Below are 25,384 nucleotides of genomic sequence, written 5' to 3'. Positions count from 1 at the left end.
TACGCACTCTTCCACTAATAGCCAAAGATCATTGTCATCTCAGAAGACGACGGCACATTTTCATCGTTCAGTCTTAATTCACATCCCCTAAATAGATAGGAGAACCGGAGGAAAAACGCTTTTCTACAACCAAGGGGCGTAGAACCGCAGGAAATAATGGCAGGTTTATAACATCTTCCAAACTGATCCATTGAGCACCTATTTGATCCCTATCCGCATTGATATTTAGGTTATGAATATCGGGATTCTTATCGGCAAGCGAGGCAAGAAACATCAATTCGATTTGATGGACGTCTTTATCAAATTCGGCGAATTCATGATTGCTTCCTATATATTCTCTGACAAATACCAGCCGTACAGGTTCAATCTTGTATGTCGTCTCTTCAAGACACTCCCTAATCAATGTTTGAGTCAATGTTTCTCCAAACAGTTGTCCCCCACCTGGAAGGGTATACCATTCATCTGAATCCGATTTATATCTGACGAGTAGAATCTGGTCTTTGTGAATAATGATGGCTTTTGCTGAAATACGAATAGTGGCAGTATTATTTTGATTCACGAATAATATTCCGATAAAAAGTGTCTTTGTGTCTTGCACGGATCGCACATCTATTCCATTTTTTCCATAGCCTTTGACGCCCACAAAAAACCGCGCCACTAATAGCATAGAAATTCTTGACTAAATACGAGCTAATTTGGGCAGACAGAATTCTGGCAAATGTTCGATATTATACTTTTTGCTAGGTCTTAAGCCGAGAGTGGTTTTTCCAACTCTCAGTAAACCGTCAATCGATACAATCAGTTGCCATGTAATCCAATTACACTGGTACTTTAATTAAGTGGACAAGGCTTTCTGTGAATGCTAATTGAAATCCTTTGGATATGGCTTGTGCACGAAAATGTTGTCCAGTACCACACTATATCAGCATGTTTACGCAGATGAACAGTCAATTCATTACCAGCACCGCCGAGGTCGATAAATTGAACGTCATTCTGGAAGGTATAATGCCCATTCAGTAGAATGGGTCGCTAGGCTACCAGTGATATTTGGGTAATCAGTGCAACTGTTCTAATATTGCCACCTCAGTATAAGCAGGCCTACTTTTTATGAGTGGAAAAAAGAATCCTTATATAAATCACTTCCTGTCGCATTGTATGCTTTTAGGAAGTGATTTTTTAATTAATTTAGAACTGTATTCCATCAGCAATTTTAGCTGATTGTTAACTTCTTAAAAAAGCACCTTGAATCACTGCTTGTATCGTGACTCTATATGCCGCACTTCTTATGTCTGAAAATGACAATAATTACAGAACGTATTTTCGAAGGACTTCAGCTATGCCGGGTTGGGTATTATCCCGTGTGACAATATCTGCCCGCTCTTTGACAGCATCAACGCCATTTCCCATAGCGACTCCCAGTCCAGCACTTTCCAGCATACTGAGATCATTATAATTATCACCAAACGCAATCACATCTTTCATGCTCATACCTTGAGATTCCACCCATTGCTGTAACCGCATGCCTTTGCTATTACCTTTTTTGGCTATATCTATCTGATCAAACCATGACCATTCATACTCAAGGCCAACATTTTCCTCAATTTGTTCACTAATCTCACGTAGTTTTACTAAATTGGGTGAGCTGGTGGCGAATTTCCAGATGAAATTCACATTATGGATTGCATCTCGAAAGTTTCCTGTTTGCTGAATATTAGGGCGTTGGTGCTCAGGCAGGGAATCGGACCATGCAAGGGTTCGGGCTACAGTGTGAGGAAATTGATATAAAATGGCATCATCAACATACATCAGATGCTGAATTTCCGTATCTTGTAGATAGGAAAGTGCTTGAGAGGCTTCTTGGATGGAGAGTGGATTAGAAGCCAAGATTTTCTTTTCATGATAATCATATGAATAAGTTCCATTGCAACAAATGGCAGGAGTATCAAGTTGCAGCGCTTGATAGAAAGGATGGATGGCGACATGATGGCGTCCAGTTACAATCAGAACTTTGATACCGGATTGACGGGCTTCATTTAGGGCTGCCAGTGATTCTGGCAAAATACGTTTTTGTGGATCGAGTAGTGTTCCATCTAGATCCAGCGCAATAACGCGATATGACATGAGTTGGCCTCTGGGTTGTCTATGGTATAAACAAAACAATATACAGCAGTTGAACATAGTTAAACGGTTATATAGGCAGTCTAGCAGACAAAGTTTTTCAAGAATCTTTATAGATCAATGAAATGGCAATGAAGCATTTAGGAGAGAATATGAAACAGGTGGTTTATACAGCCAGCCCAAATAGCCGACAAATTCACGTATGGTCGCTTAATGTGGCAGGGGAACTTTCGCTTCTTCAGATCGTGAACGTGCCAGGTGAAGTACAGCCAATGGTCGTTAATCCTGATGGCAAACACTTATATGTGGGAATTCGCCCTCAATTCAGTATCGTGACTTATGCTATTGAAGAAGATGGACGTCTTGAACAGCAGGCCATTGCACCATTGCCGGATAGCCCGACCCATATATCCACTGACAGAACAGGGCGTTTTTTATTTTCTGCTTCTTACAGTTTCAATAACTTAAGTGTCCATCCTATTGATGAAAATGGCATCATCAAAGCACCGCGCCAAATTGTAGAAGGCTTGCAAGCGCCACATTCGGCTAATATTGATCGGGAAAATCGTCAATTATTGGTTCCATGCCTGAAAGAAGATCATATTCGTATTTTCAGTTTGAATGAGCAGGGGTATCTGACAGAAAACCGAGCAGAAGAAATTACCACGATAGCAGGTGCAGGTCCGCGCCATATGGCATTCCATCCGGAAAAGCAGGCGATTTACTGCATTAATGAATTGGATTCAACTGTTGATATTCTGCGTAAATGGGAAAAATACCGTATTGTGCAATCAATTGATTCGCTGCCAACAGATTTTTCCAATGTCCGTTGGTCAGCAGATATTCACATTACACCAGATGGTCGGCACCTTTATACCAGTGAACGTTCAGGGAGTCTGATCAGTCATTTCCGCGTTTCAGAAGATGGCTATCATCTGAGATTAGCGGGACATTATCCGACAGAAACCCAGCCTCGTGGTTTTGCCATTGATCACAGTGGTCATTTCCTGATTGCGTCAGGGCAGAAATCGGATCATATTTCAGTGTCATATATTGACAAATATTCGGGGGAATTGACTCAACTGGCGCGTTATCCGGTTGGAAAATCTCCGATGTGGGTTACGGTATTGGCACTGTAAACCTGAGCCGCGCTATTTTTGGGCGCGGCAAATTTGTTACCAGAGGATATAAGATGAAGCCAGCCACGTTACTTATCCCTGTTCCCGATGTTGAAGCCGGATTGGCATGGTATAAACGTGCATTTCCGGTAGCGAGAACGGTTTATTTAGCTGAATTTGATTTTACCGTATTGGAGATTGGCGATTTTTCATTAGACATAGTACAAGCTGATGAGAAAGTCAGCTCCGGTCAGCTGGGAACGGTTTTATATTGGTCTGTACCTTGTCTTAACACGGCTATTCGACACTTCCAGATTTTAGGTGCCCAGCTTTTCCGTGGGACAATGAATATTGATAATGGTTTAGGGATGTGCCAAGTTAAAGATCCCTTTGGCAATTTGATTGGTTTGAAAGGAATTTTTAAGAATGATGAAAGCTAAATTTTTTTCTTGGCGATAAATCCGGCTCTAGTCACATTGTTTCCAAACATATGCTCATAAACCCCCAAAATATCTTTTTTACTTATTCCAGTCACATAGCCAGCTATGTGACTGGAAATAACTTCTTTGCCACAGAACAGAGCTGTAACTTATAATCTATTAATTACATAAAATAAAAAACTGATTCTTATCTAATAATTAGATGCAGATTATTGATGTTGGAATAAGTTAAACGTTCCAATACCAGATAGAACAATAGGATATGTAATTAATATATGATTTTGTTGTACGGAATATAAATCACCCAAATAAATATTTCCTTTGAGAAGACGTAAAATAATATTTCTTGGATAAATATAAAGTTGAATGTTTAATGGTGTATTTACAATGGAGTGAGGATATTTCACTACCCCGCCAAGGTGAATATTATTAAAATTCAATAGTGGTGTATTATATCCGCCCTGAATATAGCCATTGAAACTAGTCTTTCTTCCTACATTGGGTGCGTGACCAATAGTAGTGGAGTGAGATGATATCTGGATAAAGGGAAAACTACCATATTGGTGATATGTGTTAATGTTAAAATGCCCACTAACAAACTCTGTTTGATTCAAAACCGGGCTGGTTAATGAATCTGGTTTGACATTATCTGAAAACAGATGAGCGAGTTCAGGTTTTTCTTTTACAAGAGCTTCATAATGTGCAATTTCTTGTTCATACCTATTTTGAGATAGCTCAAATACATCTTGAGTTTCTTCATTGGAAGGTGTGAATAGATTTTCTGTATTCATAATATTTTCCTTATTGTTTAAATGATTTTGATTGCGTAATGAATATATCAGAGAATTTATTTTATAGTGATTTAATAGCCATTTTTTTGGTAATTAATATTTGTCAGTGAGTGTTTTTTGGGTATAGGTTAATATTCTTTTATTTTTTATTAAAGATATGATTATTAAACATTTACGAATGTCATTGAATAGCATGACAATATGCTTTTTACTGTTTTCCTGGTCGTGTGGCCACATAAATAAATATGTGGCCTGAGATTAATTTTATTGCTTTTTTACGATTTTAAAAACTTTATAGATATATTATGCTTTAATTTATTGCACCAGCAATAGCATTTGTCAGTTTTGATAGCTGTCCTGGTTGAATAATATAAGGAGGCATCAAATAAATTAATCGACCAAATGGCCTGATCCATACACCATGTTGAACGAAATGTCGCTGCAATGAAGCAACATCAACGGGGTGTTTCATTTCAACAACTCCTATAGCACCTAAAACCCGAACGTCTTTGACTGAACTGTGTGGTTTGAGAGGCAGTAATTCAGTTTTTAACTGAGTTTCAATGGATTGAATACGTTGTTGCCACGGGCTGTCAGAGAGCAATTTCAGGCTGGCACTGGCAGCGGCACAAGCCAAAGGGTTTCCCATAAAAGTCGGGCCATGCATAAAGCAACCAGCATCACCTTGGCTGATAGTTTCAGCAACATATCGGGTAGTCAGTGTTGCGGATAATGTCATATATCCCCCTGTTAATGCCTTACCCAAGCACAATATATCCGGCTCGATCTGTGCATGTTCACAGGCAAATAGCTTACCCGTTCGCCCAAATCCGGTAGCAATTTCATCTGCAATCAATAAGATCTGATATTCATCACAAAGTTGGCGGACTTGGCGCAGGTATTCAGAATGATAAATTCGCATCCCGCCAGCGCCTTGAACAATAGGTTCTAAAATCACAGCGGCGATTTCATCATGATATTGCAACAATAATTGTTTCAAAGAGTCGATATCTTCCGGTTGCCACTCATCACCAAACTGACATTGTGGAGCAGCAGCAAACAGGTGATTGGGAAGATAGCCGTTATACAAGTTATGCATGGAGTTGTCCGGATCGCAGACAGACATAGCCCCAAAAGTGTCACCATGATAACCATGACGCAGTGTCAGAAAACGATGGCGTTTTTTCCCTTTGGCTTGCCAATATTGCAATGCCATTTTTAGGGCGACTTCTACTGCAACCGATCCAGAATCCGCCAAAAAAACACATTCTAAAGAATCAGGTGTCATTGCGACTAATTGTCTGCACAGTTCAACAGCAGGAAGATGAGTTATGCCGCCAAACATCACATGAGACATCTTATCGATCTGTGCCTTTGCCGCTTCATTGAGAACAGGGTGATTATAACCGTGAATAGCGGCCCACCATGAAGACATGCCATCAATCAATTTTCGACCGTCTGATAAAACCAGCTCCACACCTGTAGCGGATGATACGGGATAAGTGGGGAGTGGATTAGTCATTGAGGTATACGGATGCCAAATATGGCGTTGGTCAAATTCAAGATCTGAAGGGGTCATGATAATTTTGTTGTAAACCTTTTTGAGTTCATTTTAGTTGACATGATAACGGCATTATTTAAACTGACAACGTTTTTTCTCATCGGAGATATTATTGTGAGCGAGCGTCAACAATGGACAATCAAGCAGGCACAAGACTTGTTTGATAAACCTTTTTTTGAATTATTATTTCAGGCACAACAGACACACCGCGAGCATTTTGACCCACAACAAGTACAGGTCAGTACACTGCTTTCAATTAAGACAGGGGCTTGCCCAGAAGACTGTAAATATTGTCCACAAAGTTCCCGTTACAAAACTGGTTTGGAAAAAGAGCGGCTGATGGAAGTGGAAAAAGTCATTGAATCAGCGCGTAAAGCTAAAAATGCTGGTTCAACCCGTTTCTGTATGGGAGCAGCTTGGAAAAACCCGCATGAACGTGATATGCCGTATTTGGAAAAAATGGTCAAAGAAGTCAAAGCATTGGGAATGGAAACCTGCATGACACTGGGGATGCTGAATCAATCTCAGGCACAACGTTTGGCAGGGGCTGGTCTGGACTACTATAACCATAACTTAGACACCTCACCAGAATTTTACGGCAATATCATCACTACTCGTAGCTATCAGGACAGATTGGATACTTTGGATAATGTTCGGGATGCGGGCATTAAAGTTTGTTCGGGCGGTATCGTTGGTTTGGGGGAACAAATTCGTGATCGGGCAGCATTATTGGTGCAATTGGCGAATTTACCTAAACCACCGGAAAGTGTGCCGATCAATATGTTGGTGAAAGTAAAAGGAACGCCACTGGAAGAGAATGAAGATGTCGATCCTTTTGATTTTATCCGTACTATTGCTGTGGCACGAATCATGATGCCAAAATCCCATGTCCGTTTATCCGCAGGACGTGAACAAATGAATGAACAAACTCAGGCCATGTGTTTTATGGCTGGCGCCAATTCTATTTTTTACGGCTGTAAATTGCTGACAACACCAAATCCAGATGAAGATAAAGATCTGCAACTGTTCCACCGTTTGGGCATCAACCCTCAACAGACAAAGACGGCATTTGGTGACAATCAACAGCAGCAGTACTTGGCTGAAGCCATTATTCATAATGTCGATCACGAACAATTTTATAATGCGGCAATATGATGAGCTGGTCAGACTCTCTCTCCCGGCGTTTGGCCGAACGCCGGGGTACTTCGCTATGGCGTAACAGACAAGTCCATCAGGGATCTGATGGGCGTTTACTGTTCACTTCAGATAGTCAATACCTTAATTTTTCCAGTAACGATTATCTTGGGTTGAGCCGGCATCCCCAGATTATTGCTGCCTGGCAGCAAGGGGCTCAACAATATGGTGTAGGCAGTGGAAGTTCAGGGCATGTTACGGGTTATACAGTTGCACATCATGCTCTGGAACAACAACTGGCTGAGTGGTTGGGATACTCTAGTGCCTTACTGTTCATTTCTGGCTATGCCGCTAATCAAGGCGTGATTGCGGCTTTGATGGAAAAAGAAGATCGTATTATTGCTGATCGCCTGAGCCATGCATCGTTGATGGAAGCCGCAATGCAATCTCCGGCACAATGTCGACGTTTTCTGCACAATAACATGGAATCTTTGCAGCAACATTTGGCAAAAGTGTGTGCTGGTAAAACACTGGTAGTAACGGAAGGTGTTTTCAGCATGGATGGAGATTGTGCCCCACTTGAATCCATTGCGCAGCAAGCGAAATCCACATCAAGTTGGTTGATGGTGGATGATGCCCACGGCATCGGCATTCATGGTGATGAAGGACGCGGTAGTTGCTGGATGAAAAATGTTAAGCCGGAGATTTTGATCATCACCTTTGGTAAGGCATTTGGATTGAGTGGAGCCGCCGTTTTATGTGATGAGCAAACCGCAGAATATTTGCTCCAATATGCCAGGCACCTGATTTACAGCACGTCAATGCCACCTGCGCAGGCAGCGGCACTTTCCGAAGCAGTACGACAAATCAGAGCAGGGGATGAATTGCGTCAGCGATTGCAAAACAATATTCGTTACTTTCGCCGTGAAGCGCAGCAGTTGCCTTTTGTATTGATGAATTCAGAAACAGCCATCCAGCCATTAATCGTTGGTGACAATGAACGCTGTATCTCACTATCTCATGTGCTCAGGCAAAAAAAAGTGTGGGTCAAAGCAATACTCCCACCAACGGTTCCCCCTGATGGTGCACGATTGCGTATTACGCTGACAGCAAATCATACACAGCACGATATTGATACATTACTGGAGGCGCTGCATGGATCTGGTTGTTAAATCCGTTGACAAACAAGCGATTGCAGGCGCTTTTGGGCGTGCGGCTTCCAGATATGACACTGTGGCTAAATTGCAGCAGCAAACCGGTGAGTATTTGATGAAGTTGGCACAAGCGGAAAATATTGGTATGCGGGTATTGGATGCAGGGTGCGGAACAGGTTTTTTTAGTGCCCGCTGGAAACAGCAGGGTAAACAAGTTATTGCACTGGATCTGGCGTCCGGTATGTTGAGCCATGCAAAAGGACAGCAAGTTGCCGATTATTATCTGCAAGGAGATATCGAGCATTTGGGACTGGCGGATAACAGTGTAGACCTCTGTTTCAGCAATCTGGCGGTACAATGGTGTAATGATTTGCCTCATGCATTGCGGGAATTTTACCGTATTACTCGTCCCGGAGGCCTTATCGTGTTTTCCACGTTGGCACAGGGGTCGCTGAATGAATTAGAAGCTGCGTGGGAGCGAGTGGATGATCATCGGCATATCAATCAATTTCTGCCATTGGGAACAATTACACAAGCATGTCAATCCTATCGACATAAAGTCATTAGTCGGAAATATTACCAGCATTACCCACAACTATTGCCTTTGCTGAATTCTCTAAAAGGGATCGGTGCAACGCACCTCCACCACGGTCGCCAGCGGGGATTAATGACTAGAAAACGTCTGAATACCCTCGCTGAAGCATATCCACAGAATAATGGGAATTATCCATTAAGCTATCAAATTGCTTTTGGAGTCATTTATTGTGACAAATAAATTTTTTCTTACAGGAACTGATACTGAAGTCGGTAAAACAGTTGTTAGTTGTGCTTTGCTGCAAGCTGCTAATAAAAAAGGATATCGGACTGCGGGTTACAAGCCCGTGGCATCAGGAAGTGAAATGACGACTGAAGGAATACGTAATGGTGATGCGCTGGCCCTGCAACGTAATAGTACTGTGTCATTAACTTATCAAGAAGTGAATCCTGTAGTATTTGTTGAACCTACATCGCCCCACATTGTGAGTGCGGAACTTAATCAACCAATAGATTTTTCTGTTTTATCAAAGGGATTGGAAGTACTGACAAAAAAATCTGACTGGATTTTGATTGAAGGTGCAGGGGGATGGTACACGCCATTATCAGAAAATACGACTTTTGCTGATTGGGTGATTCAGGAGGGGTTACCGATAATTTTAACAGTTGGTGTTAAATTAGGTTGCATTAACCATGCAGTATTAACCGCAAAAGCTATTCAGCATTCGGGTTTGAAACTGGTAGGCTGGGTTGCTAATGAAATTGAGCCAGCAGGTAAACATCAGGCGGCATATTTGGATACATTGAAACGTATGATCCCTGCACCTTTATTGGGAGTTATTCCCCATCTAGGTGAATCAGCTGATAAAAATAACATAGGTAAATATATTGTTATCGACTCATTGGTTAACTAATTGTTTATTTTGAGTTGGCTATAATTGATATCAAAAAGCATGCCTTAATCGATTTTTTTGACGTGAAAAACTTTGCATTTAAACAACGATTGCATCATTTTTGCTCAATGAAATACTGCGAACCAATCTCAAGACAGAATAAAAATATTTCGCTATTGAAAAATATATAAACAAGAATAACTCTGCAACCGCCTATACTTTATAGGTTTTGCCGAGTTATCCACTATTCCTGTGGATAACCTTGTGCATTAGTTTTAGAAAAGTACTCTCGTGCAAGGTGACACGCGGCTTACGCAAGATTTGTTGTTATTATCTGCGTGGATTTTTTTGTGTTTAAAATCAAGTCATTAAATAAAAATGCTTCTTTTTTGTTTCCCGTTGCCATTCAGTGCCTTATCATTTCAGTTGTTAATACTAAAATAGGAAAAAGCAATTTCATTATCTGGGGATAAAAATAGCTATTATTAATGTTAATTTAAAGTTAATATCGTAATGTAAATATCATATTAGATAAATAATACTCTAAGTTGTGGCTTGTTTCTATGGAATTTTTCTCTAAGTCTTCCAAGATCTCCTTTCAAACAAAAATAACATTATTTTGCTAACTTACTTGAAGCTGGTTTTTTATCCAGTATTATAAAAGAGTTTTGTCAGTGTACGGGTGGCGTGGGGAAAATGAGCAAAGAAACGAGCAAGGTATTCAAGTTACATTCTGATTTTAAGCCAGGAGGCGATCAGCCATCGGCTATCAGACAATTACAGAAAGGGCTGGGAGATGGGCTAGCCCATCAGACGCTTTTGGGGGTAACGGGGTCGGGGAAAACCTTTACGATCGCCAATGTTATCGCAAATTTGAATCGGCCCACCATGATCCTTGCTCCCAATAAGACATTGGCAGCACAGCTTTATAGCGAAATGAAAGAGTTCTTTCCTGAGAATGCAGTGGAATATTTTGTTTCCTATTACGATTATTACCAGCCAGAAGCCTATGTGCCCAGTTCCGATACCTTTATCGAAAAAGACGCTTCAGTGAATGAACATATTGAACAGATGCGTCTGTCTGCAACAAAAGCCTTGCTGGAACGCCGTGATGTTGTTGTGGTGGCTTCTGTTTCTGCAATTTATGGTCTAGGTGATCCCGATAGCTATTTGAAAATGATGCTTCACTTAACTGATGGCATGTTAATTGATCAGCGTGCTATTTTGCATCGTTTGGCAGAATTGCAGTATACCCGTAATGATCAGGCATTCCAGCGTGGAACATTCAGGGTGCGTGGTGAAGTGATAGATATTTTCCCCGCAGAATCGAATGAATATGCTTTGCGCGTGGAATTGTTCGATGATGAAGTTGAACGTCTTTCTTTGTTTGATCCACTGACGGGACAGGTTCAGTACAATGTTCCGCGTTATACCATTTATCCCAAGACTCACTATGTTACACCACGTGAGCGTATCCTTCAGGCGATGGAAGAGATCAAAATTGAGTTGGCACAACGGCGCAAGGCTCTGTTGGCGTCAGACAAGTTATTGGAAGAACAGCGCATCACCCAGCGAACGCAATTCGATCTCGAGATGATGAATGAATTGGGCTATTGCTCCGGTATTGAAAACTACTCCCGTTATCTATCTGGTCGTTCCGCTGGAGAACCACCTCCAACGCTGTTTGATTATCTTCCGGCAGATGGTTTGCTGGTGGTGGATGAATCTCACGTAACCATTCCTCAGATTGGTGGAATGTATCGAGGGGATCGTTCCCGTAAGGAAACATTAGTTGAATATGGCTTCCGTTTACCTTCAGCGCTGGATAACCGTCCAATGCGGTTTGAAGAATTTGAGGCATTGGCACCACAGAGTATTTATGTCTCAGCCACTCCTGGTCATTATGAATTGGAAAAATCTGGCAATGACGTTGTCGAGCAAGTTGTACGCCCGACAGGGCTAATTGACCCCGAAGTTGAAGTTCGTCCTGTGGCAACTCAAGTGGATGATTTACTGTCTGAAATCCGCATACGTGCGGCAAAAAATGAGAGAGTGTTGGTAACGACTTTAACCAAACGGATGGCGGAAGACCTGACTGAATATTTGGAAGAGCATGGCGAGCGAGTACGTTATCTCCATTCTGATATTGATACTGTTGAACGGGTGGAAATTATCCGTGATCTTCGTCTCGGTGAATTTGATGTTTTGGTTGGTATTAACTTATTGCGTGAAGGTTTGGATATGCCGGAAGTTTCCCTAGTGGCAATTTTAGATGCAGATAAAGAGGGCTTCCTTCGTTCAGAGCGATCTCTGATCCAGACCATTGGCCGTGCAGCGCGTAACCTGCATGGTAAAGCAATTTTATATGGTGACAAAATCACGAATTCGATGGCGAAAGCTATTGAAGAAACAGAGCGCCGTCGTGCCAAACAGCAGGCATTTAATAAAGAACACGGTATTGTGCCGCAAGGATTGAACAAAAAAATCAGTGACATTCTGAAAATTGGTCAACCTGTTAATAGCAAAGGAAAAACCAAAGGAAAAAGTAAAATTGCTTTGGATGCAGATGATTACCGCAATTTATCGACGAAAGAACTAGAGAACAAAATCCGTGAGCTGGAAGAGAAAATGTACCAACATGCACGGGATCTTGAATTTGAAAAAGCGGCCAACATTCGTGATCAGGTTCAGACATTGCGAACACAATTTATCGCCAATTCCTGAGTGTTATATCTAAGGCAGAACGGTAGCCTAAAGCAATGATGCAATGATGCAATGATAGAGAGTGAGTGGTTTCACTCTCTATTTCCATCTATTAGCTAACCCAATTTTTGTAAGGTGTGCTCAATTGCTTGGTGCAATAATTCACGATCATGGCGGTAAGGAATATCCTGTGCTTCCAAAACTTGTTGTGTCACAACCCGATCACTGAAAGGGCTGATATCGGTACATGGGCCGACAATAAGCGCATTAATCATCCTGCGGCCAATCTTACTCTCCATGATTTCAAGCTTATCTTTTAATGATAACTTAGTCGCGGCATAGCTAAGTTCTTTTCCTAAGTTACCAATGTAAATCAAATTAGCATTACTGCGTCGCAGAGATTGTGTTAAATCTTCCAATAACAACAGTGGCATCAGACTGGTGAAAAAACTACCGGGGCCGATCAGAATCAAATCTGCTTGCTCAATGGCATCCAATGCTTCTTTAGTGGCGTTGACGCGAGGGTAAAGCGATAGCTCTTGTGGTATACAATTGAGCTGATCGACATTCACTTCGCCATACACGGTATTGCCTTGATCATCGATTGCCATTAAATCAACCGATTGTTCCGACATGGGAATCAATTGTGCATTGACTTTCAACAGATTACGGATCAAGTTAATTGCTTCAAGAGGGCGGACGCTTAAATGATCCAATGCTTTCAACATCAAATTACCCAAATTATGGCCGGATAATTCACCATTGCCACTGAATCGATATTCAAACATGGTAGAAGCAATGGTAGGTTCTGTGATTAACTGATTGAGGCAGTTACGCATATCTCCCCATGCTATCCCGCCTTCAGAGCGTCGTATTCTACCGGTAGAACCACCATTATCAGTTGTCGTTACAACTCCTGTCAGACGGGTTCCAAGGGAAGAAAGAGAAGACATAACGCGTCCAAGACCATGACCACCGCCGAGGGCGACAACGCGATCCAAATCAGCTAATGTGCGATTTCGCATAGGATTCCTGCTATTGGATAAAGGTAGAGATTTAATAAGTCTTATCTAATTTATCATAAAATATGATTCTTTCAGGAATTGATGAAATTTTATTCAATTTTTTACCTGATATTTTCGCGCGACAGCTTAGAAACGCTGTAATAATCTGATGTCATCATGGGTGGTTAACTCGTTGTATAATAAGGTATATATCGAATCGGTTATTAGCTTTTTGTTATCTTAAGAGTTAGAATCTTTGGCGAGCACATTGTTACTCGCGTAATTATTCATATAAAAATTTAACGGATATTAACTCCTAGCCTCTGTGTCTAAGTCGTTGTTCTATCAAATGGATATCACATTGATATGATGCTCTGGCCGTGGCTCCTGAGTCACCAGGATGCAAGGTAGAAATGCCGGCATCTCCCGTACTTGGAAGGTGTTATTGTGGAACAACTCGTAGATGCATTCTCGCGCAAGTTCTATTATTTGAGATTGTCTATTACCGATGTGTGTAACTTTCGTTGCACGTATTGCCTGCCTGATGGATATCGGCCTCATGGCCATAAATCATTTCTTTCCCTGTCAGAAATTCGTCGTGTTAGCCGGGCATTTGCTGAACTTGGCACAGAAAAAATCCGCCTAACGGGGGGAGAACCCACCATGCGCCGTGATTTCTGTGACATTATCGCAGCGGTTCATGAAAATCCACGAATCAAAAAGATTGCTGTTACAACTAACGGTTATCGTATGGAGCGGGACGTATCTCAATGGAGAGCCGCTGGTCTGACAGCCATTAACGTAAGTGTTGATAGTTTAGATCCCCGACAATTTTACGCCATCACCGGACAGGATAAATTTTTCCAGATAATGCGTGGTATTGACGCAGCTTTTGAGGTGGGATTCAACACAGTAAAAGTTAACGCAGTGCTGATGAAGAACGTAAATGATACCAATCTGCCAGCTTTCCTTAATTGGATTAAGCACCGTTCTATCCAGTTGCGTTTTATTGAACTGATGGAAACAGGGGAAGGTAGTGACATTTTTCATCGTCATCATATTTCTGGGGAAGTAATCCGCCAGAAATTGTTGCAACAGGGTTGGCAGCAACAACAGCGTGCGCGTAGTGATGGACCGGCTCAAGTTTTCTGCCATCCTGATTATCAGGGGGAAATTGGTCTTATCATGCCGTATGAAAAAGATTTTTGCCAAAGTTGTAACCGTCTGCGGGTATCTGCGATTGGCAATCTTCATTTGTGCTTATTTGGTGAACAGGGCATTCCATTGCGTGATTTATTGTCTGATGACGCATCATTTGATGCTTTAAAACTACGTATTCAAGGTGGGTTACGTCATAAGCGTGAGACTCATTTTTTACATCAGGGTGATAGCGGCATCACCCCGAATCTTTCTTTTATTGGTGGTTAATATTGGTGGTTAACCTAGCTGTAAGATTCATTTTCAGGGGCAATTTTTTTAGGAGCAAAGAATGTCTCAATTAACCCATATTAATACTGCGGGTGAAGCTCATATGGTGGATATTTCTGCCAAATCGGAAACCGTGCGTGAGGCACGGGCAGAAGCATTTATTGAAATGCAGGCTGAAACCTTGGCCATGATTATTGCTGGTGATCACCATAAAGGCGATGTTTTTGCTACCGCCCGTATTGCGGGTATTCAGGCGGCAAAACGGACGTGGGAATTGATCCCACTTTGTCATCCTTTGCTGCTTAGTAAAGTGGAGGTTCTGCTGGAAGCGCAAACAGAACACAATCGTGTCAGAATCGAATCTTGTTGCCGTTTGACCGGGAAAACAGGTGTGGAGATGGAAGCTTTGACAGCGGCATCGGTGGCGGCTTTAACGATTTATGACATGTGCAAAGCTGTGCAAAAAGATATGGTCATCGGGCCTGTGCGTTTATTGGAAAAAAGCGGTGGTAAATCAGGGAATTTTAAGGTGGAAGCATGATAAAGGTACTGTTTTTTGCTCAAGTTAGAGAATTGGTGGGAACAGATTCACTTGAATTACCGAATGATTACCCAACTATAGCGCATCTTCGTCATGCACTGATTGAAAAAGGTGAAAGATGGGCACTGGCATTAGAAGAAGGTAAATTGCTGTCTGCCGTGAATCAGTCTTTTGTTTATGCTGACCATGCCTTAAATGATGGTGATGAAGTGGCGTTTTTCCCACCTGTGACGGGGGGATAAGACGTGGAAAATACGCAGATCCGTGTTCAACGGGAGACATTCAATGTTGGTGAAGAATATCAATGGCTTTCGCAGAGTGATGAAGATGGCGCTGTCGTGACCTTCACGGGTAAAGTTCGCAACCATAACTTAGGAGATAACGTTAAGGCACTGACATTGGAACATTATTCTGGCATGACAGAAAAGATGTTACAGAAAATTATTGATGAAGCACACCAACGTTGGTCTTTGCAACGAGTCAGTATTATCCACCGCATTGGTGAACTTTACCCAGGGGATGAGATTGTATTTGTTGGGGTTACCAGCTCTCACCGTAATATGGCTTTTATGGCGGCTGAATTCATTATGGATTATCTGAAAACCAAAGCGCCATTTTGGAAAAAAGAATCTCTTGCGGAAGGAGAGCGTTGGGTAGAAATGAGACAGAGTGATCAGGATGCGGCAAGTCGTTGGTAATAATGTACTAAAACTGCGTCAGGTGGCTCATTCTGTGAATTATCTTGAAAACTGGCCAGATAAATAATATGCCAACGAAATAGCCACTAATCGGCAGATGGTTTTATTAATGTTCTATGCTAATGTATGTCTCTCTGAGTGGGTTGTTTTTTTAAGCAGCCTTAATCCTTAAATATTGTCATAAAAAGGTAATCATCATGGACCGATATCAACGTTCTAATGATTCGATTGTCCAGAAAACTGGTTCTGGTATACAAGCTTACATGGCGCAAGTTTATGGTTGGATGACTTGTGGTTTGCTGTTAACAGCATTTGTTGCATGGTATGTAGCAAATACCCCTGAAATCTTATCTGCCATTATTTTCAACAAAATTGTTTTCTATGGCTTGGTTATTTCCCAGCTTGCGTTAGTGTTTGTGTTATCTAGTTTGGTTAATAAAATGAGTGGAGCACTGGCGACAGGGTTGTTTATGCTGTACTCCATGCTGACGGGGTTGACACTTTCCGTTATCTTTGTGGCTTATACCAGCAGTTCTATTGCCAGTACATTTGTTATTTCAGCGGGTATGTTTGCTGCATTGAGCGTTTATGGTTATACCACCAAGCGTAGTCTGAGTGGTCTGGGTAGCTTCTTATTTATGGGGCTAATCGGTATTATTCTGGCTTCTCTGATAAACATTTGGCTGAAAAGCCCTGCATTAATGTGGGTAATCACTTATATCGGTGTTGTGGTTTTTGCGGGTTTGACTGCATACGATACCCAAAAACTGAAAGAAATGGGTGCAGAACTGGATGTGAATGATAAAGAGAACTTTCGCAGATATTCTATTACTGGCGCACTGACTCTGTATCTGGACTTTATTAACTTGTTCTTGATGTTGTTACGTATTCTGGGTGATCGTCGATAATTGTAATGTATCAAATTGTTTTTTATATAAAAACCCTGCATTGGCAGGGTTTTTAGTTGGGAATATTTTTGTCTATTTCAATGATCTGAATTTATCTCACTAATATAAATCGATTATATGCTGGGACAAGCGGAAACAATCTTTTTTGTATCAGCATCAATACGAACATTAAAATCATCTAATAACATCTCATATTCCATTGCATTCTCAGGTATGACTTCTCTTGGTTCAAAGCTCACAATATAATATTTTCGGCCGTCAATTAAATCTTCTTTAAAACATATATCTATATGACAATCGGTTATATCGAAACCTTCATCAGTTGCTTTCTGGATGGCGATTAACAAAAATGCCGCAACACCTTTTTTATTTCATGTAAAGTTTCACTTGTTCTTGCTGGAGTATTCATTTTTTACATCCTCACTCAAAGAACTGTATCGACAACACGGTCAAGGTGAATCACCTTAAATATATTATTTAGCGTTTAAAGATAGCTAAAAATTATCCTGCCCATATAAAATAGGCCGGAAGAGCCTATGCTCTTCCGGTGTTACAATGAATTCATCTGGCACATATAATGTGCCTGTAAATAGATTATTTACTAGGATGGGCGGCAACAACCTCTTTTGTATTAGCATCAATTTTAATAGTGAAGTCATCATGTAATTTTTCATATTCCATTGCATTCTCAGGTGTGACTTCTCTTGGTTCAAAGCTTACAATATAATATTTTCGGCCATCAATTAAATCTTCTTTAAAACATATATCTATATGACAATCGGTTATATCGAAACCTTCATCAGTTGCTTTCTGGATGGCGATTAACAAAAATGCCGCAACACCTTTTTTTATTGTATATAAAATTTCGTATTTTTCTAATGGAGTATCCATTCTTCTTTCACCCTCACTCAAAGATTTTTCTCGAAAATACTACCACGACGCATAACTTTAAATACGCTACTTGGCGTTCCAAGATAGCTGCTATTATAATTTGGATACTGGTTACTCAATCCCATATGAATCGTTTTATCTCTCTTAGAAAACTCATCACTCTCCCAATAATCTCTAACTTTATTGGCTCTGTGATAGTACTTATCAGAATAAGCACCATGTGTGTGATATTGCCCGACTACTGCATTTCTCGATATACTGCGACCTAATGATTTCTTCATTGGCGGTGCTTTTCTTCCTGTACCTAAGAGACCTCGGGTATATCCATAAGAGCCATCTTTCGCTCTGAATATAACCCCTCCATATTCGCGGTTTTTACGAATAGACATCGGGTTATATTTTTTCAAAGCCGCTCTGGCGGCGTTATCAGCCGTCCTAAAACCTGTGACACTTTTTCTTAGCCCAACTAGTTGAAGCTTAGGTGCATAACTGTGGAGTGTTTCCCGGCTCATTTTCCCTATCGGGTTATTCCATCCGTATCTATATTGTAACTTTGTTCCACCTATAGAATGTTGAGAATTCTGAACCTGACTTTCGTTGTAACCTCCTGAGATAGTCTGGGAATTTGCATGAGACAGCGTTCCATATATAACACAAAATATAGCTAAAATCATAATATATACTTTTTTCATGATCATAACCTTATGCTTGCTTTACAAGATTTATTTACAATTGATATAAGATGTTTTTACTGATTGCAAAAATATAAATCTCCAATAAATACCTGACACATTTTCATTGTTTTCAATTATTTCTGTAATTTTAATTTTCAAATTACAGCATTATTGATTGAATCTACTTGCTATTGCGGTTCAACTAATCTATGCAATATAGAATAACAATAAATGCTCTCTGCAAAGAAAGTATCTAAATATTCTTTTAACATAAAACATTTAAAAATTAATTGATTGATATTTAAAAATAAAATCACACTCATCTATTGAGCTATACAGTAGTTGTTTATCAATGGAATTTAAGTGCCATTAAAGAAGAGAGGGGTGAATTAATAAATTTCCTGAATTTTTGATTTTTGAATATATTAATGATTTCTATTGTTTATATAAATTGAATCTTGTTCATTGCGGTTATTATGTGAGTGTTTATGTGATTGCTATGCAGAAATCGCTGACATAAAACTTACCATAACTATATGATCATCAATAACAATGCAATATACACGTTGTTGCTGGATGGGATTTAAGAAGAGAGCCAATGTCTACCAATATTCGCTCTCTTTCCTATTATTGAGATCTTATATTTTGAGCTATTATTACGCAATCTTACTGCGGAATAGCCGATAAGCTATCCCCCCAGTTGTGGCTGTAATCACCAATAAAGGCCATAAATTTGGCCAAATAACCGATAGATCTGCCCCTTTTAAATAAATCTGCTTGGTGATATCAGTAAAATGCCGGATTGGATTAATCCACGTGATGTTCTGTAACCAAACAGGCATGTTTTCAACCGGAGAGATATATCCAGAAAGCAAAATGGCGGGCATCATAAACACAAATACACCGATAAATGCCTGTTGCTGAGTGGAACAAACCGCGGAAATCAGCAAACCGAAACCTACCAGAGATAGCCCGTAAATCAACATGCAACCATAAAATAACAGTAATGAACCAGCGAAAGGAATTTGGTAGAACAGCGTCCCAATCAGTAAAACAATGCTGGCTTGCATAGTTGCGACGACCAACGCTGGGATGGCTTTTCCGAGGAAAATTTGCCAAGTTGCCAGCGGAGAAACCAGCAATTGATCCAGCGTTCCTTGTTCCCGTTCACGAGCGACTGACAATGCCGTTACAATCAGGACACCAATGGTGGTAATCATGGCAACCAGTGATGGCACGACAAACCATTTATAATCCAAGTTGGCGTTATACCAGTTACGGATAATTAACTCACTGTTATTGAAATTGGGGGTATTTCCCAATAGCTGTTTCTGGTAATCCATCACAATTTGTTGAATATAGTTAGCAGCAATCTGAGCACTGTTTGAATTGCGTCCATCCAGCAAAACCTGAATTGAAGTGGGAGTTTGGCTGGCGATATCCGCGCTGAAATTCTGAGGAAAACGTACCAGCAGTAGTGCCTTACGGTTATCCAACGTGGGGCGGATTTCTTGTGAGCTGGTTAGCAAGATAACATCAGGAAATGCTTTAGACTTTGCCAGCCGTTGGGTTAATTCAATTGATGCCTGTCCTTTGTCTTCATTATAAATGGCGATGGCGGCGTTTTTGACCTCCAGTGTTGCTGCCCACGGAAACAAAATCATTTGTATAATCACGGTCAAAATCAAAATATTCCGCGTTTGCGGCTCTCTCAGAAGAGACTGCAACTCTTTCATGATGAGTGTATACAGACGGTAAAACATGCTCTTTCCTTTTTAATCCAGATGCCGACGGGTTTTCCACGCGGTCAGGCCGATGAAGACGATGGAACTGGCAACCAGCAAAAGCAGGTTTGTAATCAACACAGTGCCAATGTTTCCAGCTAGAAAGAGCGTCTGTAGGCTGCTGACAAAGTAACGGGCAGGTATAACATAAGTCGAAGCCTGAATAAGCACAGGCATACTGTCTATTTCGAATACAAAGCCAGATAACATAATGGCAGGCAAAAAAGCCGCATTCAGCGAAATCATCGCTGCATTGAATTGATTACGTGTCAGGGTAGAAATCAACAGCCCCATGCCTAATGCCGTGGCAAGATAAAGGCTGGAAACCAACGCCAATATCCAAAGTGAGCCACGATAGGGAACGTTCAGCACAAAAACCGTGAATATCATGCAAAGTACCATGACAAAAGATCCCAGCATTTGGTAAGGCAATAATTTGGCAAGCAGCAATTCGGTTCGGGTGACTTGAGTGGAAAGTAGAGCTTCCATCGTTCCGCGTTCCCATTCACGGGCGACCACAAGTGAGGTGAGAATTGCACCTACCACCGTCATGATAATTGAAACGGCACCGGGAATAAGAAAATGCCGGCTAATAGCGGCAGGATTAAACCAATAGCGAATTTCTGTATCAATCAAAGGAGCAGTTGATACACCATGATTTTGCCCTCGTTGTTGTAACCAGATTTGCCAGATGCCTTTGGTATAGCCCTGAACAAAATTGGCTGTATTGGGTTCACTGCCATCGGTAATAACCTGAATGGGAGCATGGCCGTCTATGCGAGCAAGCTGAGCATCAAAATTGACTGGGATTACGATAATGCCGCGGATTTGGTTTTCCTGCATTTTTTTGATGAGGAGCTGGCGATTGTCGCTGATAGTGGCATCAATATAGGGAGAACCCGTAAATACGTGCACTAATTCGCGGGCATCTTCGCTCTGCTGTTCCATTAAAATACCGAGGCGAAGTTTGCTGGAATCCAGGTTAATGCCATAACCGAAAATAAACAGCAACATCAAAGGGATAACTACTGCAATCAAAGCGCTGCTGGGATCGCGGATAATCTGCTTAGTCTCCTTGATACAGAGCGCTTTCAACCGGCGCCATGAGAAACGCACTGCTTTTTGGGCGGTTGCAAGTTCAGAAGTAACATGTTCAGGATGACTCATTGCGGCTCCTTATCATAATTCACCACGAGATCAATAAAAGCATCTTCCATGGAGGGATTAGGGAGCTCATCCGTGGCGACCAGTTGCTTCAGTTCATCAGGCGTTCCTGCTGCAATCAATTTGCCTCGGAATACCAGCCCAATACGGTCACAATATTCTGCTTCATCCATAAAGTGGGTTGTTACCATCACGGTTACCCCTTTATCCACCATGCCATTGATATGCAACCAAAATTCTCGGCGGGTCAGTGGGTCAACGCCTGAGGTGGGTTCATCCAAAAACAGGATGTCAGGCTCATGCATCAATGCGCAGGAAAGGGCAAGTCGTTGCTTAAATCCGAGCGGAAGGCTATCAGTTTTTTGATATAAGATTGGCTCAAGATTGAAAGCACGGATCATGCCAGACATTTTTTCTTTTTGATGGCGGCCTTTCAGGCCATAAACACCGGAGAAAAATTTAAGATTCTGTTCAACAGTCAAGTTGCCATAAAGCGAGAATTTCTGAGCCATATAACCAAGACGTTGGCGAGCTTTGCCTGAACCGGTCTTTAAATCCATATCCAAAACCAGTGCCTTGCCTGATGTGGGGATCATCAAACCACACATCATTTTGAAGGTCGTTGATTTTCCGGCACCATTCGGCCCCAATAGACCGAAAATTTCGCCCCGTTTTACCTTAAAATCCACATGATCAGTGGCAGCAAAGTCGCCAAATTTTTTAGTCAGGCCACAGGCTTCTATCACGGTTTCTGTCGGATTTGGCGGGATTTGCGGCATGATTTCAGCCAATTCGGAACGATGAGAGGGACCGCCTCCCAATAAATCGATAAATGCATCTTCAAAACGCGGTTCGGCATCAAGGATGTTGGCTTCAGGTAGTCCTATTTGTTGGAGTAATTCGTTTTTATCCGCCCCTTCTTTTAAGATCAGTCGAACATATCTCCCCTGAATTACACCATCAGTAACTTGTGGCAAAGTGAGGGCATATTGCAATATCTTGCGTCGGGCACCTTGTTTGACATCAAGCAAAAAAGATCGGCCTGCAATACCTTGCGTTAAATCTTGTGGTTGACCACGATAGAGCAGTTTCCCCCGGTTCATGAGCAAAACATCACGACATAACTCGGCTTCATCCAGATAAGAAGTACTCCACAGGATCAGCATACCGTCAGAAGCAAGTTCATGCACCATTTGCCACAATTCACGACGGGCAATGGGATCAACGCCTACGCCGGGTTCATCCAGCAGCAAAACTTTCGGGCTACCCAATAAGGTACAAGCAAGCCCCAGTTTTTGTTTCATGCCACCGGATAGTTTTCCCGCCAACCGAGCGGTAAAGTGGGTTAAATCTGTGAAGGTCAGTAATTTTTGAAATGTTGTTTTGCGCTCTTCGCCAAGCACACCGCGGAGATCAGCATATAAAGTCAGATTTTCCATTACGGTTAAATCTTCATACAAGCCAAATTTTTGCGGCATGTAGCCGAGTTCAGCACGTACTTGAATACTGTCCTTAATAGGATCAAGTCCCATGATTTCAATATTGCCGCTATCAGGTTTCAATAATCCGGCTAACATTCTTATCAGCGTGGTTTTTCCTGCACCATCAGGGCCGACAAGACCTGTCACTGATCCGCCCTTAATTTCTGCCTGGAGATGAGATACAGCAGGAACCTCCAAACCCGGAAAAGTTTTCTCCACGCCGTTCAGTTTTATCGTATAAGCTGAACTGGTCATGTTGTTGCCTTACTTATTTATTTGTTTCAGTAGATTTTGCTTCATTATTATTTGAATCGACAAAACGCGAATCAGTAAAACGTAAAGTAACAGGCATTCCTTGTTTCAGGCCATTATCGGGATCAAGGACAATAACTCGCAGGCGATAAACTAAATCTGTTCTTAAATCCGGTGTTTCGACATTCTTTGGGGTAAATTCGGCGGTTGGAGAAACAAAACCGATTTTTCCATGATAGGGCTGATTTTTCCGTCCATCGGTATAAATAAGGATTTCCCGCCCTGCGATGGCTTGATTGAGATTAGGCTCATCAATATATGCTCTGATCCAAACGGGATTGGTGAGTGACAGGGTAAAAACAGTATTGCCAGCCGCCAACATTGTGCCCGGTTCAATAGCTCTGGTCAGGATCACACCTGCTGATGGTGAAGTGAGTTGGGTGTCTTTCAGATTGAGTTCAGCTTGTGCGACGGTCGCTTCTGCTTGAGCAAGCTGAGCTTTTGCCGCCGCAATTTCTTCTATGCGATAACCCGTCTCAAACTGACGCAATTTATCTTTTGCCGCTTGATAAGCTGCCAGTGCTTGGTTGCGTCCGGTTCTGGCATTTTCCAGATCATTGGCTGAGATTGTTTTACTTTGCCACAAACTTTGCTGCCGTTTCAGAAAGCTATCGGCAAAACGGAATGCTGATTCTTTTTGAGTCACTTCAGCACGTACTTGGGCGATTTCTTCGCTACGATAACCTGCTTCAGCTTTGGTAAGATTTGCTTTGGCAACATCACGAGCGGCTTTGGCTTGATTCAAGGCATTGATAAAGGGAGCTTCGTCGAGGTGACCAAGTGTTTGTTCCACAGTGATGGCATCGCCTTCATCCACTTGCAGATCAGACAGCTTACCTGCAACCCGAAAACCAAGATTAACAGTCCTGACATCGACATTGCCATACAGAGTCAGTTCCCTGCCATTTTGTTCCTGATAATAATAAATACCAACAATAGCACCGATAACAACAATGAGCGCCAATAGGGCGAGAGCAAACTTTTTACTGTTCATACTATCCCTTATGCCTTGTTCAATTTATACCCTCTATCTTTCAAACGGTGGATTCGCTGGCTATGTCTTTATTTGAAAGCTATTGGGTATATACAATTTTTAATGCATGTGCATTGGGTTTACTGCTTATTGAATGACTGTTTTCTTAACCCATCAAGCAATAAATTGATGTGTTGAGATAAAACCTGATTGATTAATTCGTATTCTTTGGCCCCAATATTGTCCCACCCTGTTTGGCGCAATAAGGCTTCCCGAGCCAGACGGAAAGAGAGAATCTCACCCAATAGGGCATGGGTGTGGATTTGGGTTGAAATTTGGCGTTCATCGGCCCCGATATAATTGGCGATAAGTCTATTCAACCGAGAATAAATCGGAGACAGCCCCTGATCATGCATGACACTGTAAGCTTCTGTTGGTGACAATTGTTCATGGGACATGATCCGGCTGATATTGATACTGCTTTTTTCGAAAATCAGGCGGTTATAGCTAACCATTCCCTGATGAATAAATTCCAGTATTCGGTCTTGTGGATAGGGTTTTGGTGTTGCAGCAAAAAAACGATCAATTGTTTCAATGAGAGGGGAGAACTCCGATTTTAGCTTATCGGCAATATGCTGCACGACTGCAAGGTATAATCCTTCCTTGGAACCAAAATAGTATGCGATGGCTGCGATATTTTGTTGTGCGTGTTGGGCAATATTGCGGGTAGTAGCACCATCCAGACCTGATTTGCCAAAGATTTCTATTGCTGCTTCTAGAAGTTGCTGCTTGGCTTGTTCGCCTCGTAATGTCTGAGCCGTCTTCGCTGCCATGTTAAGATATTTCCTGTTGCAAAGAATTTTCAATAGTGCCGAAAAATATATCAATCGTATGATTAACTTTAAAACTAAAGTAATCCGATGTAAAGTTGACACAAATTGTCTTTTTAATAGACACCAATAAAAAACAATCTTTCTGTTTTTGTTAAATTCCCGTCACCGGCGAGCTTAAATCAACTTTATCTTCGATTATTGGCTGCTTTAGGTCTGCGTAGAAAAACATATCTGCTATAATGCCGCG

Annotated in this window: 25 protein-coding genes and 1 riboswitch; of the genes, 12 read left to right on the top strand and 13 right to left on the bottom strand. The window is 41.5% G+C overall.

The window, feature by feature from the left end:
- Window positions 1–73 precede the first annotated feature (73 nt).
- Window positions 74–667, bottom strand: coding sequence for an NUDIX domain-containing protein (locus tag Xvie_RS09460; RefSeq protein ID WP_086109080.1), 594 nt, complete (start codon window positions 665–667; stop codon window positions 74–76).
- 638 nt (window positions 668–1,305) lie between these two features.
- On the bottom strand, window positions 1,306–2,121 hold the full coding sequence (locus tag Xvie_RS09455; protein ID WP_086109079.1) for a pyridoxal phosphatase: 816 nt from the start codon (window positions 2,119–2,121) through the stop codon (window positions 1,306–1,308).
- A 149-nt stretch (window positions 2,122–2,270) separates the two neighbouring features.
- On the opposite strand from Xvie_RS09455, the gene pgl reads away from it, so the two are divergent.
- Together pgl and Xvie_RS09445 are read left to right on the top strand one after the other, a co-directional pair.
- Window positions 2,271–3,257: a 6-phosphogluconolactonase gene (gene pgl, locus Xvie_RS09450; RefSeq protein ID WP_086109078.1), complete on the top strand. Its 987-nt coding sequence runs from the start codon at window positions 2,271–2,273 to the stop codon at window positions 3,255–3,257.
- Between the two features lie 53 nt (window positions 3,258–3,310).
- On the top strand, window positions 3,311–3,676 hold the full coding sequence (locus Xvie_RS09445) for a VOC family protein (RefSeq protein ID WP_086109135.1): 366 nt from the start codon (window positions 3,311–3,313) through the stop codon (window positions 3,674–3,676).
- Window positions 3,677–3,885: 209 nt separating this feature from the next.
- On the opposite strand, the gene Xvie_RS09440 is transcribed toward Xvie_RS09445, so the two are convergent.
- Together Xvie_RS09440 and bioA are read right to left on the bottom strand one after the other, a co-directional pair.
- Window positions 3,886–4,467 (bottom strand): hypothetical protein, encoded by a 582-nt coding sequence (locus Xvie_RS09440; protein ID WP_086109077.1) that lies wholly within the window; start codon window positions 4,465–4,467, stop codon window positions 3,886–3,888.
- Window positions 4,468–4,777: 310 nt separating this feature from the next.
- Window positions 4,778–6,046, bottom strand: coding sequence for an adenosylmethionine--8-amino-7-oxononanoate transaminase (gene bioA, locus Xvie_RS09435; RefSeq protein WP_086109076.1), 1,269 nt, complete (start codon window positions 6,044–6,046; stop codon window positions 4,778–4,780).
- Between the two features lie 96 nt (window positions 6,047–6,142).
- Here bioA and bioB point away from each other — a divergent pair, with 96 nt between their 5' ends.
- The 5 genes from bioB (at window position 6,143) to uvrB (ending at window position 12,467) form a co-directional block, all read left to right on the top strand.
- On the top strand, window positions 6,143–7,183 hold the full coding sequence (gene bioB, locus Xvie_RS09430) for a biotin synthase BioB (RefSeq protein WP_086109134.1): 1,041 nt from the start codon (window positions 6,143–6,145) through the stop codon (window positions 7,181–7,183).
- Window positions 7,183–8,334, top strand: a complete 1,152-nt coding sequence (gene bioF / locus Xvie_RS09425; protein WP_086109075.1) for an 8-amino-7-oxononanoate synthase — start codon at window positions 7,183–7,185, stop codon at window positions 8,332–8,334. Before bioB ends, bioF begins: the two co-directional genes overlap by 1 nt.
- Window positions 8,318–9,091: a malonyl-ACP O-methyltransferase BioC gene (gene bioC, locus Xvie_RS09420; protein ID WP_086109074.1), complete on the top strand. Its 774-nt coding sequence runs from the start codon at window positions 8,318–8,320 to the stop codon at window positions 9,089–9,091. Before bioF ends, bioC begins: the two co-directional genes overlap by 17 nt.
- Window positions 9,081–9,764: a dethiobiotin synthase gene (bioD, locus tag Xvie_RS09415; protein ID WP_086109073.1), complete on the top strand. Its 684-nt coding sequence runs from the start codon at window positions 9,081–9,083 to the stop codon at window positions 9,762–9,764. Before bioC ends, bioD begins: the two co-directional genes overlap by 11 nt.
- A 675-nt stretch (window positions 9,765–10,439) precedes the next feature.
- On the top strand, window positions 10,440–12,467 hold the full coding sequence (gene uvrB, locus Xvie_RS09410) for an excinuclease ABC subunit UvrB (protein ID WP_086109072.1): 2,028 nt from the start codon (window positions 10,440–10,442) through the stop codon (window positions 12,465–12,467).
- 95 nt (window positions 12,468–12,562) lie between these two features.
- Here the strand turns inward: uvrB and yvcK are convergent, their stop codons facing one another.
- Complete coding sequence (yvcK, locus tag Xvie_RS09405; RefSeq protein WP_086109071.1) at window positions 12,563–13,471, bottom strand: uridine diphosphate-N-acetylglucosamine-binding protein YvcK; 909 nt, start codon at window positions 13,469–13,471, stop codon at window positions 12,563–12,565.
- A gap of 280 nt (window positions 13,472–13,751) precedes the next feature.
- A riboswitch (molybdenum cofactor riboswitch) is annotated at window positions 13,752–13,908 on the top strand.
- Here yvcK and moaA point away from each other — a divergent pair.
- From moaA to Xvie_RS09380, 5 genes are all read left to right on the top strand, one after another.
- Window positions 13,895–14,878 (top strand): GTP 3',8-cyclase MoaA, encoded by a 984-nt coding sequence (gene moaA, locus Xvie_RS09400; RefSeq protein WP_208612549.1) that lies wholly within the window; start codon window positions 13,895–13,897, stop codon window positions 14,876–14,878. (Overlaps the previous riboswitch by 14 nt.)
- Before the next feature lie 61 nt (window positions 14,879–14,939).
- Window positions 14,940–15,419: a cyclic pyranopterin monophosphate synthase MoaC gene (gene moaC / locus Xvie_RS09395; protein ID WP_086109069.1), complete on the top strand. Its 480-nt coding sequence runs from the start codon at window positions 14,940–14,942 to the stop codon at window positions 15,417–15,419.
- Window positions 15,416–15,661 carry a molybdopterin synthase sulfur carrier subunit gene (moaD, locus tag Xvie_RS09390; RefSeq protein ID WP_086109068.1) on the top strand — a complete coding sequence of 82 codons (246 nt, stop codon included), beginning with the start codon at window positions 15,416–15,418 and terminating at the stop codon, window positions 15,659–15,661. The genes moaC and moaD overlap by 4 nt, the downstream gene beginning before the upstream one ends.
- A gap of 3 nt (window positions 15,662–15,664) precedes the next feature.
- The gene (gene moaE, locus Xvie_RS09385) at window positions 15,665–16,117 is read left to right on the top strand and encodes a molybdopterin synthase catalytic subunit MoaE (RefSeq protein WP_086109067.1); all 453 of its coding nucleotides are present in this window, start codon (window positions 15,665–15,667) and stop codon (window positions 16,115–16,117) included.
- 197 nt (window positions 16,118–16,314) lie between these two features.
- Window positions 16,315–17,025, top strand: coding sequence for a Bax inhibitor-1/YccA family protein (locus Xvie_RS09380; protein WP_086109066.1), 711 nt, complete (start codon window positions 16,315–16,317; stop codon window positions 17,023–17,025).
- A gap of 113 nt (window positions 17,026–17,138) precedes the next feature.
- Here the strand turns inward: Xvie_RS09380 and Xvie_RS09375 are convergent, their stop codons facing one another.
- From Xvie_RS09375 to Xvie_RS09340, 8 genes are all read right to left on the bottom strand, one after another.
- Entirely contained in the window at window positions 17,139–17,372 is a 234-nt protein-coding gene (locus tag Xvie_RS09375) for a hypothetical protein (RefSeq protein ID WP_086109065.1), read from the bottom strand.
- Window positions 17,373–17,619: 247 nt separating this feature from the next.
- Window positions 17,620–17,916, bottom strand: a complete 297-nt coding sequence (locus tag Xvie_RS09370; RefSeq protein ID WP_086109064.1) for a hypothetical protein — start codon at window positions 17,914–17,916, stop codon at window positions 17,620–17,622.
- Window positions 17,917–17,933: 17 nt separating this feature from the next.
- Window positions 17,934–18,608, bottom strand: a complete 675-nt coding sequence (locus Xvie_RS09365; protein WP_167376255.1) for a DUF4329 domain-containing protein — start codon at window positions 18,606–18,608, stop codon at window positions 17,934–17,936.
- A gap of 638 nt (window positions 18,609–19,246) precedes the next feature.
- Entirely contained in the window at window positions 19,247–20,353 is a 1,107-nt protein-coding gene (locus Xvie_RS09360; RefSeq protein ID WP_086109062.1) for an ABC transporter permease, read from the bottom strand.
- A 12-nt stretch (window positions 20,354–20,365) separates the two neighbouring features.
- Entirely contained in the window at window positions 20,366–21,541 is a 1,176-nt protein-coding gene (locus tag Xvie_RS09355; protein ID WP_086109061.1) for an ABC transporter permease, read from the bottom strand.
- Window positions 21,538–23,274 carry an ATP-binding cassette domain-containing protein gene (locus tag Xvie_RS09350; RefSeq protein ID WP_086109060.1) on the bottom strand — a complete coding sequence of 579 codons (1,737 nt, stop codon included), beginning with the start codon at window positions 23,272–23,274 and terminating at the stop codon, window positions 21,538–21,540. Before Xvie_RS09350 ends, Xvie_RS09355 begins: the two co-directional genes overlap by 4 nt.
- Window positions 23,275–23,287: 13 nt before the next feature.
- The gene (gene hlyD / locus Xvie_RS09345; protein ID WP_086109059.1) at window positions 23,288–24,325 is read right to left on the bottom strand and encodes a secretion protein HlyD; all 1,038 of its coding nucleotides are present in this window, start codon (window positions 24,323–24,325) and stop codon (window positions 23,288–23,290) included.
- A 119-nt stretch (window positions 24,326–24,444) separates the two neighbouring features.
- The gene (locus Xvie_RS09340; protein WP_086109058.1) at window positions 24,445–25,137 is read right to left on the bottom strand and encodes a transcriptional regulator; all 693 of its coding nucleotides are present in this window, start codon (window positions 25,135–25,137) and stop codon (window positions 24,445–24,447) included.
- Window positions 25,138–25,384 lie beyond the last annotated feature (247 nt).

Origin of the sequence: Xenorhabdus vietnamensis, assembly GCF_002127535.1 — a bacterium.
Classification (GTDB): Bacteria; Pseudomonadota; Gammaproteobacteria; order Enterobacterales; family Enterobacteriaceae; genus Xenorhabdus; species Xenorhabdus vietnamensis.
Note: the sequence above shows the minus strand (reverse complement) of the source record. Positions and strands in the feature narration are given on the sequence as shown.

Excerpts from the sequence above, each read along its gene's own strand:
- Xvie_RS09460 (WP_086109080.1), bottom strand. The coding sequence starts at position 667 with ATGCTATTAGTGGCGCGGTTTTTTGTGGGCGTCAAAGGCTATGGAAAA.
- Xvie_RS09455 (WP_086109079.1), bottom strand. The coding sequence starts at position 2,121 with ATGTCATATCGCGTTATTGCGCTGGATCTAGATGGAACACTACTCGAT.
- pgl (WP_086109078.1), top strand. The coding sequence starts at position 2,271 with ATGAAACAGGTGGTTTATACAGCCAGCCCAAATAGCCGACAAATTCAC.
- Xvie_RS09445 (WP_086109135.1), top strand. The coding sequence starts at position 3,311 with ATGAAGCCAGCCACGTTACTTATCCCTGTTCCCGATGTTGAAGCCGGA.
- Xvie_RS09440 (WP_086109077.1), bottom strand. The coding sequence starts at position 4,467 with ATGAATACAGAAAATCTATTCACACCTTCCAATGAAGAAACTCAAGAT.
- bioA (WP_086109076.1), bottom strand. The coding sequence starts at position 6,046 with ATGACCCCTTCAGATCTTGAATTTGACCAACGCCATATTTGGCATCCG.
- bioF (WP_086109075.1), top strand. The coding sequence starts at position 7,183 with ATGAGCTGGTCAGACTCTCTCTCCCGGCGTTTGGCCGAACGCCGGGGT.
- bioC (WP_086109074.1), top strand. The coding sequence starts at position 8,318 with ATGGATCTGGTTGTTAAATCCGTTGACAAACAAGCGATTGCAGGCGCT.
- uvrB (WP_086109072.1), top strand. The coding sequence starts at position 10,440 with ATGAGCAAAGAAACGAGCAAGGTATTCAAGTTACATTCTGATTTTAAG.
- yvcK (WP_086109071.1), bottom strand. The coding sequence starts at position 13,471 with ATGCGAAATCGCACATTAGCTGATTTGGATCGCGTTGTCGCCCTCGGC.
- moaC (WP_086109069.1), top strand. The coding sequence starts at position 14,940 with ATGTCTCAATTAACCCATATTAATACTGCGGGTGAAGCTCATATGGTG.
- moaD (WP_086109068.1), top strand. The coding sequence starts at position 15,416 with ATGATAAAGGTACTGTTTTTTGCTCAAGTTAGAGAATTGGTGGGAACA.
- Xvie_RS09380 (WP_086109066.1), top strand. The coding sequence starts at position 16,315 with ATGGACCGATATCAACGTTCTAATGATTCGATTGTCCAGAAAACTGGT.
- Xvie_RS09370 (WP_086109064.1), bottom strand. The coding sequence starts at position 17,916 with ATGGATACTCCATTAGAAAAATACGAAATTTTATATACAATAAAAAAA.
- Xvie_RS09365 (WP_167376255.1), bottom strand. The coding sequence starts at position 18,608 with ATGAAAAAAGTATATATTATGATTTTAGCTATATTTTGTGTTATATAT.
- Xvie_RS09360 (WP_086109062.1), bottom strand. The coding sequence starts at position 20,353 with ATGTTTTACCGTCTGTATACACTCATCATGAAAGAGTTGCAGTCTCTT.
- Xvie_RS09355 (WP_086109061.1), bottom strand. The coding sequence starts at position 21,541 with ATGAGTCATCCTGAACATGTTACTTCTGAACTTGCAACCGCCCAAAAA.
- Xvie_RS09350 (WP_086109060.1), bottom strand. The coding sequence starts at position 23,274 with ATGACCAGTTCAGCTTATACGATAAAACTGAACGGCGTGGAGAAAACT.
- hlyD (WP_086109059.1), bottom strand. The coding sequence starts at position 24,325 with ATGAACAGTAAAAAGTTTGCTCTCGCCCTATTGGCGCTCATTGTTGTT.
- Xvie_RS09340 (WP_086109058.1), bottom strand. The coding sequence starts at position 25,137 with ATGGCAGCGAAGACGGCTCAGACATTACGAGGCGAACAAGCCAAGCAG.